At 55.4% G+C, this 15959-nt stretch carries 16 protein-coding genes and 1 pseudogene; 10 read left to right on the top strand and 7 right to left on the bottom strand.

Annotated elements, in window-relative coordinates; translation table 11 throughout:
- Positions 1-3: 3 nt before the first annotated feature.
- Both ychF and pth read right to left on the bottom strand, forming a co-directional pair.
- On the bottom strand, positions 4-1095 hold the full coding sequence (gene ychF, locus ACQG19_RS14160; protein WP_013096225.1) for a redox-regulated ATPase YchF: 1092 nt from the start codon (positions 1093-1095) through the stop codon (positions 4-6).
- A gap of 126 nt (positions 1096-1221) precedes the next feature.
- Positions 1222-1806 carry an aminoacyl-tRNA hydrolase gene (gene pth, locus ACQG19_RS14155; RefSeq protein ID WP_013096226.1) on the bottom strand — a complete coding sequence of 195 codons (585 nt, stop codon included), beginning with the start codon at positions 1804-1806 and terminating at the stop codon, positions 1222-1224.
- Between the two features lie 273 nt (positions 1807-2079).
- Here pth and ychH point away from each other — a divergent pair, with 273 nt between their 5' ends.
- A complete protein-coding gene (ychH, locus tag ACQG19_RS14150) occupies positions 2080-2355 on the top strand; it encodes a stress-induced protein YchH (protein WP_013096227.1) in 276 nt (91 codons plus the stop codon).
- Between the two features lie 124 nt (positions 2356-2479).
- Positions 2480-3538, top strand: coding sequence for a MerR family transcriptional regulator (locus ACQG19_RS14145; RefSeq protein WP_222168476.1), 1059 nt, complete (start codon positions 2480-2482; stop codon positions 3536-3538).
- Here ACQG19_RS14145 and dauA read toward each other — a convergent pair.
- From dauA to lolB, 4 genes are all read right to left on the bottom strand, one after another.
- Complete coding sequence (gene dauA, locus ACQG19_RS14140; protein WP_102751579.1) at positions 3524-5203, bottom strand: C4-dicarboxylic acid transporter DauA; 1680 nt, start codon at positions 5201-5203, stop codon at positions 3524-3526. The genes ACQG19_RS14145 and dauA overlap by 15 nt on opposite strands.
- 124 nt (positions 5204-5327) lie before the next feature.
- Positions 5328-6275, bottom strand: coding sequence for a ribose-phosphate diphosphokinase (gene prs / locus ACQG19_RS14135; RefSeq protein WP_003856663.1), 948 nt, complete (start codon positions 6273-6275; stop codon positions 5328-5330).
- A gap of 127 nt (positions 6276-6402) precedes the next feature.
- Positions 6403-7272, bottom strand: coding sequence for a 4-(cytidine 5'-diphospho)-2-C-methyl-D-erythritol kinase (gene ispE, locus ACQG19_RS14130; protein ID WP_020690900.1), 870 nt, complete (start codon positions 7270-7272; stop codon positions 6403-6405).
- Positions 7269-7880, bottom strand: coding sequence for a lipoprotein insertase outer membrane protein LolB (lolB, locus tag ACQG19_RS14125; protein WP_013096231.1), 612 nt, complete (start codon positions 7878-7880; stop codon positions 7269-7271). Before lolB ends, ispE begins: the two co-directional genes overlap by 4 nt.
- Before the next feature lie 201 nt (positions 7881-8081).
- Between lolB and hemA the strand changes: the two genes are divergently transcribed.
- Genes hemA through kdsA form a run of 6 tightly spaced genes read left to right on the top strand, consistent with a single transcriptional unit; the run spans position 8082 to position 13385 of the window.
- Positions 8082-9338 carry a glutamyl-tRNA reductase gene (gene hemA, locus ACQG19_RS14120; RefSeq protein ID WP_013096232.1) on the top strand — a complete coding sequence of 419 codons (1257 nt, stop codon included), beginning with the start codon at positions 8082-8084 and terminating at the stop codon, positions 9336-9338.
- 41 nt (positions 9339-9379) lie between these two features.
- Positions 9380-10462 carry a peptide chain release factor 1 gene (prfA, locus tag ACQG19_RS14115; protein ID WP_013096233.1) on the top strand — a complete coding sequence of 361 codons (1083 nt, stop codon included), beginning with the start codon at positions 9380-9382 and terminating at the stop codon, positions 10460-10462.
- Positions 10462-11292: a peptide chain release factor N(5)-glutamine methyltransferase gene (gene prmC / locus ACQG19_RS14110; RefSeq protein WP_102751578.1), complete on the top strand. Its 831-nt coding sequence runs from the start codon at positions 10462-10464 to the stop codon at positions 11290-11292. The genes prfA and prmC overlap by 1 nt, the downstream gene beginning before the upstream one ends.
- Entirely contained in the window at positions 11289-11681 is a 393-nt protein-coding gene (gene sirB2, locus ACQG19_RS14105; RefSeq protein WP_102751577.1) for an invasion regulator SirB2, read from the top strand. Before prmC ends, sirB2 begins: the two co-directional genes overlap by 4 nt.
- Positions 11682-11684: 3 nt before the next feature.
- Positions 11685-12494, top strand: coding sequence for an invasion regulator SirB1 (gene sirB1, locus ACQG19_RS14100; RefSeq protein WP_013096236.1), 810 nt, complete (start codon positions 11685-11687; stop codon positions 12492-12494).
- A 36-nt stretch (positions 12495-12530) separates the two neighbouring features.
- Positions 12531-13385, top strand: a complete 855-nt coding sequence (kdsA, locus tag ACQG19_RS14095) for a 3-deoxy-8-phosphooctulonate synthase (protein WP_222168475.1) — start codon at positions 12531-12533, stop codon at positions 13383-13385.
- Positions 13386-13474: 89 nt separating this feature from the next.
- Here kdsA and chaA read toward each other — a convergent pair.
- A pseudogene (gene chaA, locus ACQG19_RS14090) lies at positions 13475-14573 on the bottom strand (sodium-potassium/proton antiporter ChaA).
- Between the two features lie 270 nt (positions 14574-14843).
- Here chaA and chaB point away from each other — a divergent pair.
- Entirely contained in the window at positions 14844-15074 is a 231-nt protein-coding gene (gene chaB, locus ACQG19_RS14085; protein ID WP_013096240.1) for a putative cation transport regulator ChaB, read from the top strand.
- Between the two features lie 177 nt (positions 15075-15251).
- A complete protein-coding gene (locus ACQG19_RS14080) occupies positions 15252-15947 on the top strand; it encodes a gamma-glutamylcyclotransferase (RefSeq protein WP_013096242.1) in 696 nt (231 codons plus the stop codon).
- Positions 15948-15959: the final 12 nt, after the last annotated feature.

The raw sequence follows: 15959 nt of genomic DNA, 5'->3' as shown, positions 1-15959 counted from the left end.
GATTCAGACGTTAAACAGGAAGTTCATCACATCGCCATCTTTAACGATGTAGTCTTTCCCTTCAGCACGCATCTTGCCAGCTTCTTTCGCGCCTTGCTCACCTTTGTAGGTGATGAAGTCTTCAAACGCGATAGTCTGCGCACGGATAAAGCCTTTCTCGAAATCGGTGTGGATCTTGCCCGCAGCCTGTGGAGCCGTTGCGCCAACAGGGATAGTCCACGCACGCACTTCTTTCACCCCAGCGGTGAAGTAGGTCTGCAGGTTGAGCAGGGCATAACCTGCACGGATAACGCGGTTCAGACCTGGCTCTTCCAGACCCAGCTCGGCCATGAACTCGTCACGCTCTTCGTCATCCAGCTCGGCGATATCGGCTTCTACAGCGGCACAAACCGGAACAACGACAGAACCTTCTTTCTCGGCGATAGCACGAACCTGATCGAGGTACGGGTTATTTTCAAAACCGTCTTCGTTCACGTTGGCAATGTACATGGTTGGCTTCAGCGTCAGGAAGCTAAGGTAGCGGATAAGCTCTTTCTCGTCTTTGCTCAGGTCAAGAGAGCGCAGCATACCTGCGTTTTCCAGCTGTGGCAGACATTTTTCCAGTACCGCTAATTCGGCTTTGGCGTCTTTATCGCCACCTTTGGCTTTCTTGGAGATACGGTGGATCGCACGTTCGCAGGTATCCAGATCCGACAGCGCCAGCTCGGTATTGATTACATCAATATCTTCCGCCGGGTTTACTTTACCTGCTACGTGGATAATGTTGTCGTTCTCGAAGCAACGCACCACGTGACCGATCGCTTCGGTTTCACGGATGTTGGTCAGGAACTGGTTACCCAGACCTTCACCTTTGGATGCACCTTTCACCAGGCCCGCGATATCCACGAACTCCATGGTGGTTGGCAGAATGCGCTGCGGCTTCACGATTTCCGCGAGCTGGTCCAGACGCGGGTCGGGCATTGGCACAACGCCAGTGTTAGGTTCGATGGTACAGAACGGGAAGTTCGCCGCTTCGATACCCGCTTTGGTAAGCGCGTTAAACAGGGTGGATTTGCCCACGTTTGGCAGACCGACGATACCGCATTTGAATCCCATTTCTAAATCACCTTAATATCTTGATAATCAATCCGTTAACGATAACCGACTGATGAAAAGTAAATAACTACGCCTATTATACACGTAACCCGCCTACCGCGCGGTAAAAATGCCGTATCGGGCAGATTATTGCGCTTTGAAAGCATGTAAGCGGTTTGTCGCTTTGGTTAACCCATCTTTAAGCCAGATTTCAGTGCAGCGCGCCGCTTCGTCTACCGCCTCATCAATCAGTTTCTGCTCAGAAACCGGGGGCTTACCCAGCACAAAACCAACAACTTTGTTTTTATCGCCCGGATGGCCGATTCCTACGCGCAAACGGTGAAAATTCGGGTTATTACCCAGCTTACTGATGATATCTTTCAGACCGTTGTGTCCGCCATGGCCGCCGCCCAGTTTAAACTTTGCCACGCCTGGCGGCAGGTCCAGCTCATCGTGAGCAACCAGAATCTCATCCGGATTGATGCGATAAAACGTTGCCATTGCCGCCACGGCCTTGCCGCTCAGGTTCATAAAGGTGGTAGGCACCAGCAGGCGCACATCCGCACCGGCGAGATTGATACGTGAGGTATACCCGTAGAATTTTGGTTCTTCACGCAGGGGAGCTCGTAACCGTTCGGCCAGCAGATCAACGTACCAGGCCCCGGCATTGTGGCGGGTTGCAGCGTACTCTGCGCCTGGGTTGGCGAGGCCGACAATCAGTTTAATCGTCACGATTTAATTCCTAATGGGTTCCAGATCTGGCGCGTAGTTTACTGTCTGGCGCGCCGCTTGACAAAATTCTGCGACCTTAACAGCGAAATACGAATAATTACTTATTTGAACAATTAGAATTTCAAGCTGTTCAATGCGTTATTTGTAAATTTTTGTTTGGGAGTAATCTGTAATTGTGATCATTGACGCAACTCATAAAAGGGGCGTTGTCTATACTTTACACACAAGGAATAGGGACTTATTCCCTACAACCCAAAGTTCCGGAGGTGACATATGAAACGCAAAAACGCTTCGTTACTCGGTAACGTGCTGATGGGGTTGGGGCTGTTCGTGATGGTAGCCGGTGTGGGTTATTCAATTTTAAACCAATTGCCGCAGCTTGATCTCCCACAATACTTCGCGCATGGTGCGGTATTGAGCATCTTCCTGGGGGCGGTACTGTGGCTCGCCGGGGCGCGTGTGAGCGGTCATGAGGAAGTGTGTGATAAATACTGGTGGGTGCGCCATTACGACAAACGCTGCCGCCGCGACCAGCATAAGCACAGCTAGTGCGCATACAATAAAGAACACTGAAACGACTCCAGATGGAGTCGTTTTTTTTTGCCTGAGGGGTTGACCCTCACGTAACGTAAGGCACCAGAGTGGCGTCACTGGCAAAATAAAAGGAGCAGTTATGTTGATTCAGGTGGGTGAACTGGCAAAACGCGCTGGGATCACCGTGCGCACATTGCATCACTATGAGCAAACAGGGTTATTGCTGCCTTCTGCCAGAAGCGCGGCAGGCTACCGGCTTTATAATCTGGCGGATGTACAGCGCTTGCATATGATTCAGGCACTGGCAAAAGCGGGGCTGGAGCTTGCTGAAATCAGGGATTTTCTGGAGCAGGAGTCGCTTTCGTTAACGGAACTCCTTGATGCGCAAATCAGTTTGCTGGATAAACAGCTACGCAGCATTAACACGCTGCGTGACAGGCTGGTGGACTTGCGCACCGGGCTTACCCGCGATGAAACCCCCGATCTGGAATCCTGGCTACAGACTCTGGAGTTAATGAATATGTACGATCGTTGGTTTAGCAAAGAAGAGTTACAGCAACTGCCGTTTGCGGTGCAGAAAGATGCGCTGGCGGCTGTCTGGTCAGGGCTGGTTACCGAGGCCAACACGCTGCTGGAACAGCACATACCCGTTTCTGACCCGCGGGCGATGGATCTCGCGACGCGCTGGATGGAGCGCCTGGAGCAGGACACTGCCGGCAAGCCGGAGTTTCTCACCCGGCTGAACGAGATGCACAGCGTCGAACCGCAAATGCGTGAGCAAACGGGCATCACCGCAGAGATGACCGACTATATCACGCGGGCGTTTGCCGAATCGAAGCTGGCCATCTGGGAAAAGTATCTCTCTGCCGATGAGATGGCTTTTACCCGGAAACACTACTTTGACCGCATGATGGAGTGGCCGCCGCTGGTGGCGAAGCTGCACCAGGCGCAGCGGGAAAATCTCGACCCCGCCTCTGACGAGGCGCAAAAGGTGGCTGAAACCTGGCTGGCGTTGTTCCAGTCATACGCAGGAACAAACCCTGAGACGCAGCAAAAGTTTCGCGCTGCTATGCAGCAGGAGCCGCATCTGATGAAAGGGACGTGGATGACGCCTGCTGTGCTTGAATGGCTCCAGCAGGCGATAGGGATAATGATGCAGAGACGTTTCTCCGCATCAGATGAATCACAGATCCGCTAACGCGGCGTCGCGGTTGGGATAGAAGGCAAGGCGGCCAGGGATCGGCTGCACGCCAGCGCGCGCCATAGTGCGCAGCGGCTGAAATTCCAGATTACTCACCCGCAGCTCGCAGCCTTCCGGCAGACGTTTTACAAAGCGCTGGAAGGCGTCCAGCCCACCGGCGTCCAGCACCGGTACGGCATCCCATTTCAGCACCACAATCCGTTTGCCCGCAATGCGGGATTCCAGATCGCTGAACAGGCCTTCCGCCGCAGCGAAGAACAGCGGACCGATTACCCGCAGCACCAGTACATCATCAGGCACCTCCACATTTACCGGGGAAAGGCGCGTCATCTGCGCGATCCGGCGCATAAACAGCAGGGAGGCCAGCACGATGCCGACGCTGATGGCGATCACCATATCGAACAGCACGGTCAGCGACATACAGATCAGCATGACGATGATGTCGTCTTTCGGTGCGCGACGCAGCAGGTTCACCACCTTATGCGCTTCGCTCATGTTCCAGGCCACCATCAGCAGGAGGGCGGCCATGGCAGAGAGCGGCAGCCAGGAGAGCAGCGGCGCGAGGATCAGCAACGCGAGGATCACCAGCAGGGAGTGGATAACCGCCGAAACCGGTGAGGTTGCACCCGCGCGCACGTTGGCCGCAGAACGGGCGATAGCTGCGGTGGCTGTAATACCGCCGAAGAACGGAGCGATGAGGTTACCTAAGCCCTGGCCGACCAGCTCGCTGTTGGCTTTGTGCTTGGTACCGGTCATGCCATCAAGCACCACGGCGCAGAGCAGAGATTCAATCGCCCCCAGCATCGCCATTGAAAAGGCGGCGGGCAGCAGTGCGCGCAGCGAATCCCAGCTTAAGGTAAAGCTGGAGCCGGGCATATCCCAGGGAAGAACCAGTTGTGGTAACAGTTGAGGAATACCGCTGCCCTGAGAACCGTCCGCCAGAATATAGTGGAACTGTGAGCCGATGGTGGCGACATGACCACCAAACATGTTGACGATGGCCATCACCGCGCAGCCCAGCAGCAACGCGGGCAGGTGGCCAGGCAGACGAATGCCTAAGCGCGGCCAGACGATGAGCGTACCCAGCGTAACGATCCCGATGGCGGTATCGCCCAGGTTGGCCGTGGGCAGTGCCATAAACAGTGCCCCCACTTTCTGCAGATAGTGCTCAGGAACGTGAGGCATCTGCAGCCCCAGGAAATCTTTAATTTGCATCGTTCCGATGGTGATGCCGATCCCGGAGGTGAATCCCAGCGTTACGGAAAGGGGAATATATTCAATCAGCCGGCCAAAGCGGGCCAAGCCAAAGAGAATCAAAAAGAGGCCAGACATGAGCGTGGCAACCAGCAGGCCTGCCAGACCAAACTGCTGTGATACCGGATAGAGGATCACCACAAAAGCAGCGGTAGGGCCGGACACGCTGAAACGCGAACCGCCCGTGAGGGCAATCACGATCCCGGCGACGGCCGAGGTATACAGGCCATACTGTGGAGCCACGCCGCTGCCAATCGCCAGCGCCATGGCCAGCGGAATGGCGATAATACCAACGGTGATCCCGGCAATCAGGTCACGGATAAAGCGTGACGAGGTGTATTTCTCTTTCCAGCATGCGTCGATGAGGGCGCGAAAGGGCAGAACATGTGAGGAAGTGATGTTTTTCACAATTATCTATCATCCGTATGCGCATCATCTGTCATATCAATGGCAGGTGAAGGAGGCATTAATCATACAAATAAAACCCAGAGACAAAAAAACCCGCCGCAGCGGGTTTTTCGGCCGTGTTCGATTAGTGTTCGAACATTGCAGAGATGGATTCTTCGTTGCTGATACGACGAATCGCTTCGGCCAGCATCCCGGACAGGGTCAGGGTACGCACGTTTGGCAGTGCCTTGATCTCGTCACTCAGTGGGATGGTATCGCAAACCACAACTTCGTCAATGACGGAGTTACGGAGGTTGTTTACCGCGTTACCGGAGAAGATCGGGTGAGTCGCGTACGCGAACACGCGCTTGGCACCACGCTCTTTCAGCGCTTCAGCGGCTTTACACAGCGTACCGCCGGTATCGATCATGTCGTCAACCAGCACGCAGTCACGGCCAGCAACGTCACCGATGATGTGCATCACCTGAGAAACGTTAGCGCGCGGACGGCGTTTGTCGATGATTGCCATGTCGGTATCGTTCAGCAGCTTAGCGATAGCTCGGGCACGTACCACGCCGCCGATGTCCGGAGACACCACAATTGGGTTGTCCAGGTTCAGCTGCAGCATATCTTCCAGCAGGATTGGGCTGCCGAATACGTTATCAACCGGGACGTCGAAGAAGCCCTGAATCTGCTCTGCGTGCAGGTCAACGGTCAGTACGCGGTCAACGCCAACGCTGGACAGGAAGTCCGCGACAACTTTAGCGGTGATTGGCACACGCGCGGAACGGACGCGACGGTCCTGGCGGGCATAGCCAAAGTAAGGGATTACAGCAGTGATACGGCCTGCAGAAGCGCGACGCAGGGCATCGACCATAACAACCAATTCCATCAGGTTGTCATTCGTTGGAGCACAGGTGGACTGGATGATGAAAATATCACCACCGCGTACATTTTCGTTAATTTGTACGCTGACTTCGCCGTCGCTAAAGCGACCTACAGCGGCGTCGCCGAGGGAAGTGTACAGGCGGTTGGCAATACGTTGTGCTAGTTCCGGGGTGGCGTTACCAGCAAAAAGCTTCATATCAGGCACGAGAAGAACCTCAGGCATGCGTCCAGTGGTGGATAGCGTTCGCCGCAAACTGTGCGGGGCCAGGCGAAATGCTATCCAGGCGGTGTATTAAAGAGCGCGATGCAACGTCTGGAACAGGGTGACGTTGTCACCGAAACTCAGTCTGCGCCAGAATGGCCTGCTGTAGGGGGGAGGTGTTCATCCCGCGCGCTACAAAACCATGCAGCCAATCCGGCGCTTGCTCAAGCACCTGACGAGCGGCGGATTCGGTGTCAAATTCAGCAAAGACACAGGCCCCTGTACCAGTCAGGCGCGACGGCGCGTATTCTAACAGCCAGGAAAGCGCCGCATCAACCTCGCGAAAACGTTTTCTTGCGATAACCTCGCAATCGTTGCTGAATTCACAATTTAATAACGTTTCTATTGACCGCGCCGGGGTATTGCGTGGCAGCTCAGGATCTTTGAAGATGACCGGAGTCGGAATGCTGACGCCTGGATGGGCTACGAGGTACCATTTTTCCGGCGGTTCAACCGGGGAGAGGATTTCACCCACCCCTTCAGCAAATGCTGCATGACCGCGCACAAACACCGGGACATCCGCCCCCAGCGTTAACCCTAACGCGGCAAGTTCATCCGTTGACAATCCGCAGCCCCAGAGATGATTCAGGGCGACCAGGACGGTCGCGGCATTGGATGAACCGCCACCCAGCCCACCGCCCATCGGCAGACGCTTCTCAATGCGAATATCCGCACCGCTCCCGGCGGGCAAGCGCCCGGTGTCAGCCGCTGCGTTCATCAGCAGACGCGCGGCGCGCACGATCAGGTTATCCTCATGCGCTACGCCTTCCACCGGCGTCAGCAGACAGATCTGCCCGTCCTGACGCAGCTCAATCGAGAGCGTGTCGCCATAATCGATAAACTGAAACAGCGTCTGCAGGGTGTGATACCCGTCAGCACGTTGGCCGGTGATATATAAAAACAGGTTAAGTTTTGCCGGAGAGGGCCAGTGGGTCATCATTTAACGATCCAGTTGTCCATTTTCAGCTTGATGCGCTGGCTACCCTGCGTCAGCTCCATATTCGACGGCAGCGACGGTTTACTGTTGCTGTCATAGGCGCTGTACACCACCTTCCAGGTTTTACCGTTCTGCGTGTAGTTCACCTGGCTCAGACGGTACTGATCGTCCAGGGTGTAGTCGGTGGCGTCACCCGGCAGGCCCAGGATCCACTGGCGCAGGCTGTTCAGCGGGATAGGCATTCCGGTCAGTTTGCCAATCATCTCTTCCGCGTCGGTGGCGGTGTAGTGCTGGCCTTTGTTATCCGTGATCTGCGCTTCACCCGGCTTAGCGTTAAGCTCCAGCTCGGTACTGCCCAACGGGTTCAGCAGCAGCAGGCGGTAGTTATCTTGCCCCGTTTGCTGCCAGAAGAAGCGGGCATAAACCTTTTGTTCGTCAGAGAGATAAGCAAACGCGCCGCGGGTCTGGTACTGACTTAAATTACGTACGTCCTGCTGGTGCTGACGCCACTGTGGTGAGTCAGGGCTTTTGCCCGGGCCTTTTGGTTGAGTCACAGAACATGCGGTCAGAACCAGTGCTGCCAGCGGCAGCAGGCGAATCAGTCGGGTCATAATGAGGACAAATCCTTGAGATACGTTGCAGTTATAACTGTCAATGCTAGCGTTGAAGGGTGTCACCGTCTACGTTCAAATTATCTCAAAGCGTTGAGTAACCTATTACTCCGAAAGGGGGCAGTCTCTTTTATTGATCTCGCGCATCCTGTATGATGCGTCTTGCTAACCTTATTAACGCTGGTACTACTCCCGCTCAACATGACCCTATTAGCACTCGGCATCAACCACAAAACCGCCCCGGTTTCGCTGCGAGAACGCGTCACGTTTTCGCCGGATACGCTTGACCTGGCGCTGGATAGCCTGCTTGCACAACCGATGGTGCAGGGCGGGGTGGTGCTCTCGACGTGCAACCGTACCGAGCTTTACTTAAGCGTGGAAGAGCAGGATAACCTGCATGAAGCGCTGATCCGCTGGTTATGCGACTACCACAATCTCAACGAAGACGAGCTGCGTAAGAGCCTGTACTGGCATCAGGATAACGATGCGGTGAGCCATCTTATGCGTGTCGCGAGCGGTCTGGATTCGCTGGTGCTGGGCGAGCCGCAAATTCTCGGTCAGGTAAAAAAAGCGTTTGCGGATTCGCAAAAAGGGCATCTGAAAGCCAGCGAGCTGGAGCGTATGTTCCAGAAGTCATTCTCCGTGGCGAAGCGTGTGCGAACCGAAACCGACATTGGTGCCAGTGCGGTTTCTGTTGCGTTCGCGGCCTGTACCCTTGCACGTCAAATCTTCGAATCCCTGTCGACCGTCACCGTGATGCTGGTCGGCGCGGGCGAAACCATTGAGCTTGTGGCGCGCCATCTGCGCGAGCATAAAGTGAAAAAGATGGTTATCGCTAACCGCACCCGCGAGCGTGCGCAGGTGCTGGCAGACGAAGTCGGGGCCGAGGTGATTGCGCTGAGCGAGATCGACGAACGTCTGAAAGAGGCGGATATCATCATCAGTTCTACCGCCAGCCCGCTGCCGATTATCGGTAAAGGGATGGTAGAGCGCGCGCTGAAATCCCGTCGTAATCAGCCAATGCTTCTGGTGGATATCGCCGTACCGCGTGATGTCGAACCGGAGGTTGGCAAACTGGCCAACGCCTATCTCTACAGCGTGGATGATCTGCAAAGCATCATTTCGCACAACCTTGCTCAACGTAAAGCGGCAGCAGTGCAGGCGGAAACCATTGTCGAGCAGGAAGCCAGTGAATTTATGGCCTGGCTGCGCGCGCAAAGCGTCAGCGAGACCATCCGCGAATACCGCGGTCAGGCGGAGCAGGTGCGTGATGACCTGACTGCCAAAGCGTTAGCCGCTCTGGAACAGGGCGGCGACGCACACGCTATTATGCAGGATCTGGCCTGGAAACTGACCAATCGCTTGATCCATGCACCAACCAAATCACTCCAGCAGGCTGCCCGTGACGGGGACGATGAACGCCTGACTATTCTGCGCAACAGCCTCGGGCTGGAATAGCGCCCTATACCCATTTTCTATTACAAGGTGCACTTACGCCTATGAAGCCTTCTATCGTCGCTAAACTGGAAGCTCTGCACGAGCGCCATGAAGAAGTCCAGGCGCTGCTCGGCGATGCCGGGACCATTGCGGACCAGGAACGTTTTCGCGCACTGTCGCGTGAATATGCGCAGTTAAGTGATGTTTCAAAATGCTTTACCGACTGGCAACAGGTTCAGGAAGATATCGAAACCGCGCAGATGATGCTTGACGATCCTGAAATGCGCGAAATGGCGCAGGAAGAGCTGCAGGATGCCAAAGCGCGCTCAGAAGAGATGGAGCAACAGCTGCAGGTGCTTCTGCTGCCGAAAGATCCAGACGACGAGCGTAACGCGTTTGTGGAAGTCCGCGCCGGAACGGGCGGTGATGAGGCAGCACTGTTCGCCGGAGACCTGTTCCGCATGTACAGCCGTTACGCCGAATCGCGTCGCTGGCGTGTGGAGATCATGAGCGCCAACGAAGGCGAGCACGGCGGTTTTAAAGAGGTGATCGCCAAAATCAGCGGTGACGGCGTGTACGGTCGTCTCAAGTTTGAGTCCGGCGGCCATCGCGTGCAGCGTGTACCGGCGACCGAGTCGCAGGGCCGTATTCACACTTCAGCCTGCACGGTTGCGGTGATGCCAGAGCTGCCGGAAGCGGAACTGCCGGACATTAACCCGGCGGATCTGCGTATTGATACCTTCCGTTCTTCCGGGGCGGGTGGTCAGCACGTTAACACCACAGACTCCGCCATCCGTATTACCCACCTGCCAACCGGCATTGTGGTGGAGTGTCAGGACGAACGCTCTCAGCACAAAAACAAAGCCAAAGCGCTGTCCGTTCTGGGTGCGCGTATTCATGCGGCGGAAATGGCAAAACGTCAGCAGGCGGAAGCGTCAACCCGTCGTAACCTGCTGGGCAGCGGCGATCGTAGCGACCGTAACCGTACCTACAACTTCCCGCAGGGCCGTGTGACCGACCACCGCATCAACCTGACGTTATACCGTCTGGATGAGGTGATGGAAGGCAAGCTCGATATGCTGATTGAGCCTATCGTGCAGGAATACCAGGCCGACCAGCTGGCGGCATTGTCCGAGCAGGAATAATGGATTTTCAGAGCTGGTTACGCCAGGCCACCGGCGCGCTCTCTGACAGTGAAAGCCCGAAGCGCGACGCCGAAATTTTGCTGGAATATGTGACGGGAAAAGCCCGCACGTATCTGTTGGCCTTCGGTGAAACCGAACTGACCGTAGAGCAGGAAGCGCAACTGGCCGCGCTGCTCGCCCGCCGTAAAACCGGCGAGCCGGTGGCGCATCTGGTCGGGGAGCGCGAGTTCTGGTCGTTACCCTTGTTCGTCTCAGCGGCGACGCTGATCCCGCGTCCCGACACCGAATGTCTGGTGGAGCAGGCGCTGGCGCGGTTACCCGCAGTGGCCAGCCGCATTCTCGATCTCGGAACGGGCACTGGCGCAATCGCGCTGGCGCTCGCCACCGAGCGGCCCGATTGCGCGGTAACGGCGGTCGATGTGATGCCCGACGCGGTGGCACTTGCGCAGCGTAACGTTGAGCGACTGGGCGTGACTAATGTGACCGTGCAGCAAAGCAGCTGGTTCAGTGCGCTGGAGAAGCAGACGTTCGCGATGATTGTCAGTAATCCGCCCTATATTGACGAACACGACCCGCATCTGGCGCAGGGGGATGTTCGCTTCGAACCGCTGACGGCGCTGGTCGCAGGTAATGCAGGGCTGGCCGATCTGGAACACATTGTGACAACGTCACGACAACATCTCCTGCCCGGCGGCTGGCTGCTGGTGGAGCATGGCTGGACGCAGGGGGAGGCGGTGCGTGGGCTCTACAGGCAGACGGGTTATGCTGCTGTCGAGACCTGCCGCGACTACGGCGGTAACGAGCGTCTGACGCTGGGGCAGTGGCAATGAGCCTGTTTACCGTGCTTATTACCGTCCACCTGATTTCCGTTGCGCTGACAATCGGCTTTTTCATTGCTCGTTACTGGTGGCGCTACAGCAACAATCCGCTGATAAATGCACGCTGGGTGCGTATCGCGCCGCACTGCATCGACACGGTGTTATTCCTTTCCGGTGTCGGACTCATGTGGAAGACCGGCTATCTGCCATTTACTGATAAAGGCGCATGGCTGACTGAAAAGCTGTTTGGCGTTATCATCTATATCGTTTTGGGTTTTATCGCGCCTGGACGTCGTCGTCCGCGCAGCCAGCAGGTCGGGTTTATCGCCTTTCTGCTGGGTCTGGTGGTGCTGTACATCATCATTAAACTCGCCACCACAAGAATACCGTTACTGGGGTAAGTCATGAGGTCCTTAGCCGATTTCGAATTTAATAAAGTGCCGCTCTGCGATGGCATGATCCTGATTTCGGAGATGATTCGCGACGATTTCACGTCGCAGTATGTCTACGATGAGCTGGAGAGTCTGGTCAGCCTGGCGCGCGAAGAGATCAATCAGGCGCGTCCGCAGGACTGGCAACTGGAAAAGCTGCTGGAGCTTTTCTACGGCGAGTGGGGTTTCTGCGACACGCGTGGCGTGTATCGCCTGTCTGACGCATTATGGCTGGACCAGGTCTTAAAAAATCGTCAGGGCAGCGCCGTTGCGCTGGGCTCTATTTTGCTGTGGATCGCGCACCGTCTGGATATTCCACTGGTGCCGGTCATTTTCCCGACGCAGATGATCCTGCGTGCCGAGTGGCTGGACGGGGAGATGTGGTTAATCAATCCGTTTAACGGCGATACGCTGGATGAACATACGCTGGATGTCTGGCTGAAAGGTAATATCAGCCCGGTGGCCGAGCTCTTTAACGAAGATCTCGACGAAGCCGATAACGCCGAAGTGATCCGCAAGCTGCTGGATACGCTGAAATCTGCACTGATGGAAGAGCGGCAGATGGAGCTGGCCTTGCGCGCCAGCGAAGTGCTGCTGCAGTTTAATCCGGAAGATCCGTACGAAATTCGCGACCGCGGGCTGATTTATGCCCAGCTCGACTGCGAGCATGTGGCGCTGAACGATTTAAGCTATTTCGTCGAGCAATGCCCGGAAGACCCGATCAGCGAAATGATTCGCGCGCAGATCAACGCGATCTCGCACAAACAAATTACACTGCATTAATCTTTATTCCGATTCACACTTAAATAAGGCGATCCAATGAAACAAAAAGTGGTTAGTATTGGCGATATCAAGGTGGCAAACGACCTGCCGTTCGTGCTGTTTGGCGGTATGAACGTGCTGGAATCCCGCGATCTCGCCATGCGTATCTGCGAGCACTACGTGACCGTGACCCAGAAGCTGGGCATCCCGTACGTGTTTAAAGCCTCTTTTGACAAAGCCAACCGCTCTTCCATTCACTCCTACCGTGGCCCGGGCCTGGAAGAGGGGATGAAAATTTTCCAGGAACTGAAGCAGACCTTTGGCGTGAAAGTGATCACCGACGTTCACGAGGCGTCTCAGGCGCAGCCTGTGGCTGACGTGGTTGACGTTATTCAGCTGCCAGCGTTCCTGGCTCGTCAGACTGACCTGGTGGAAGCGATGGCGAAAACCGGTGCGGTCATCAACGTGAAGAAGCCGCAGTTCGTGAGCCCAGGCCAGATGGGGAACATCGTCGATAAGTTTATCGAAGGCGGTAACGACAAGGTGATCCTGTGCGACCGTGGTTCCAACTTCGGTTACGACAACCTGGTTGTGGATATGCTGGGCTTCACCGTGATGAAAAACGTCTCTAACCAGTCTCCGGTGATCTTTGACGTGACCCACTCTCTGCAGTGCCGCGACCCGTTTGGTGCCGCGTCTGGTGGCCGTCGTGCGCAGGTGACCGAACTGGCGCGCGCCGGTATGGCGACCGGCCTGGCGGGTCTGTTCATTGAAGCGCACCCGGATCCGGCGAATGCGAAATGCGACGGTCCATCCGCGCTGCCGCTGGACACACTGGAGCCGTTCCTGAAACAGATCAAAGCGATTGACGATCTGGTGAAGAGCTTCGACGAGCTGGATACCAGCAACTAATAAAAAAACCCGCTTCGGCGGGTTTTTTGTTTCTCCCTCTCCCCGTGGGAGAGGGTTGGGGTGAGGGCATCAGCCCGCACCAGATAAAACTACGCAAATATCGTCATCAGATACGCCACAAACAGCGCCATATGCGCCGCGCCGTTGAGTACATTGGTGCGCCCGGTTGAGAACGAAATCTGACACAGCAGCAGTGACGCCATCATCACAATCATCTCCGGCGCGCCCAGCGCAAACTGCAGCTCGTTACCGGTCATAAAGGCAATCAGCGTCACCACCGGAACGGTAAGCGAAATGGTCGCCAGTACCGAGCCGAAGAACAGGTTCATGGCGCGCTGTACCTGATTGTTCAGCACCGCTTTCAGCGCGCCCAGCCCTTCCGGCGAGAGGATCAGCAGCGCCACCAGGAAGCCGGTAAACGCCACCGGGGCATTCATCTCGGTTAACAGTGTCTCCAGCGGGTTGGCGTTCATCTTGGTGACGGCGATAACCGCAATCAGATGTACGATCAGCCAAACCGTGTGCCACGCGCTGCTGTGGGCAGGGTTTGCCATGGTGCGGGTCATCGTCGTCGCTGTCATCTTCATGCTCGTACACAAACAGACTCTGGTGCGTTTTGGTCTGAATCAACAGGAACACGCCGTACATGGCGGCGGAAATCAATGCGACCAGCAGCGCCTGACCGGTAGAGAAGTTTGCTCCCGGCAACGCCATCGGGAAGACCAGCACGATAATCGCCAGCGGGAACAGGGCGATCAAATACTGTTTAATGCCAAACAGGTTCATATACTGGGTGGCGAACTTACGGCCGCCCAGCAACAGTGAAAAGCCCACCAGACCGCCGGTCACAATCATAATGATGGAATAGAGCGTATCGCGCATCAGGGTTGGCGCGGCATCACCGGTCGCCATCAGCGCGGAAATGAGGCTGACCTCAAGAATCACAACGGAAAGGCTGAGAATTAACGATCCATATGGCTCGCCCAGACGGTGGGCCAGGACATCGGCATGGCGAACCACGCTAAAGGCACTGGTTAAAATCCCTACCAGCGCAAGAATATTGATACCAACCACCACTGGCAGTGACTGACTGCTTCCCCAGAAGAGCAGCACAGCCAGTGCCAGAACCGGGAAAATGAGCGACGTCTCCTTGTGGCGGGTTTTTACCGCCTCGTGTGCTGCTGTCATGTGCTTCTCCATCAATGCAGGTGCTTGTAATTATAGATAGAATTTTGAGGTCATTAAATTAACAGATCTCTGTTAAATACCCTTTATATTTTACTTAATTTTACCCTAATCCTGTTTTAAGTCTCCTGATATCCATAATGTCATATTTTTGATTAATACATATTAAATAACATGTAATTAACTTCATTAATTCTTCAAAATTGATCCGCGACTGGCAGCTTGCAGCATCGTCGTCCACACTTATCTTTTTAAGCAAAAGAGAGGTTAGTGATGCCATATAAAACGAAACGCGATTTACCCGATAACGTGCAAAACGTACTGCCCGCACATGCGCAGGATATCTATAAAGAGGCGTTTAACAGCGCCTGGGATCAATACAAAGATAAAGACGATCGTCGGGACGATGCCAGCCGGGAAGAGACGGCGCATAAAGTGGCCTGGGCGGCAGTAAAACATGACTACGAGAAAGGAGACGATGATAAATGGCATAAAAAGAAATAGCCGTAAAATAATAAGCTGCCTTCATTTTGACTTTTCAGGCGGTTGAACTGCCGTTGTATTGCAACTGGCCCGCGAATTGCTTATCGTTATTTAACTGCTGGCAAAATGACCAGTAGATAATGCCGGGAAGGTGAATTACAGATGTCGCAAGGAAGCATGCAGTGGCGGAGGTGTAAAGTGTTAACGCGTGATTTCTTAATGAAGGCAGATTGTAAGACGGCATTTGGTGCTATTGAGGAATCGCTTCTCTGGTCAGCTGAACAACGTGCGGCGTCGCTCGCTGCCACGCTTGCCTGCCGCCCGGATGATGGCCCGGTATGGATTTTTGGCTACGGTTCGCTGATGTGGAACCCGGCTCTGGAATTTGTCGAATCGGCGACAGGTACGCTCCCGGGGTGGCATCGCGCATTTTGTCTGCGATTAACCGCCGGACGCGGAAGTGCCTGTCAGCCGGGACGTATGCTTGCACTGAAAGAGGGCGGACGCACCACGGGGGTGGCGTATCGCCTGCCGGATGCCACCCTCGAAGAGGAGCTGACGCTGCTCTGGAAGCGCGAGATGATCACCGGCTGCTATATGCCAAGCTGGTGCAAGCTGGAACTTGATGACGGACGCACCGTCAACGCGCTGGTGTTTATTATGGATCCGCGCCATCCCCTGTATGAAGCGGATACCCGCACGCAGGTGATCGCGCCGTTGATTGCGGCGGCCAGTGGACCGCTCGGCACAAACGCGCAGTATCTGTTTTCACTTGATCAGGAACTGACGCGCCTCGGCATGCAGGACGAGTGTCTGAATGAGCTGGTAGCGAAGGTGAAAGCGCTGCTGGAAGGAAATCCGCTGAATAACCCGCTGCGTCCGGGTTTTGCCTGATAATACGCCCGG

The organism is Enterobacter cloacae complex sp. 277I4 (assembly GCF_050031465.1).
GTDB classification, from domain to species: Bacteria; Pseudomonadota; Gammaproteobacteria; order Enterobacterales; family Enterobacteriaceae; genus Enterobacter; species Enterobacter cloacae.
The sequence above is the reverse complement of the archived record's forward strand: the minus strand, read 5'-3'. Positions and strand labels throughout refer to the sequence as shown.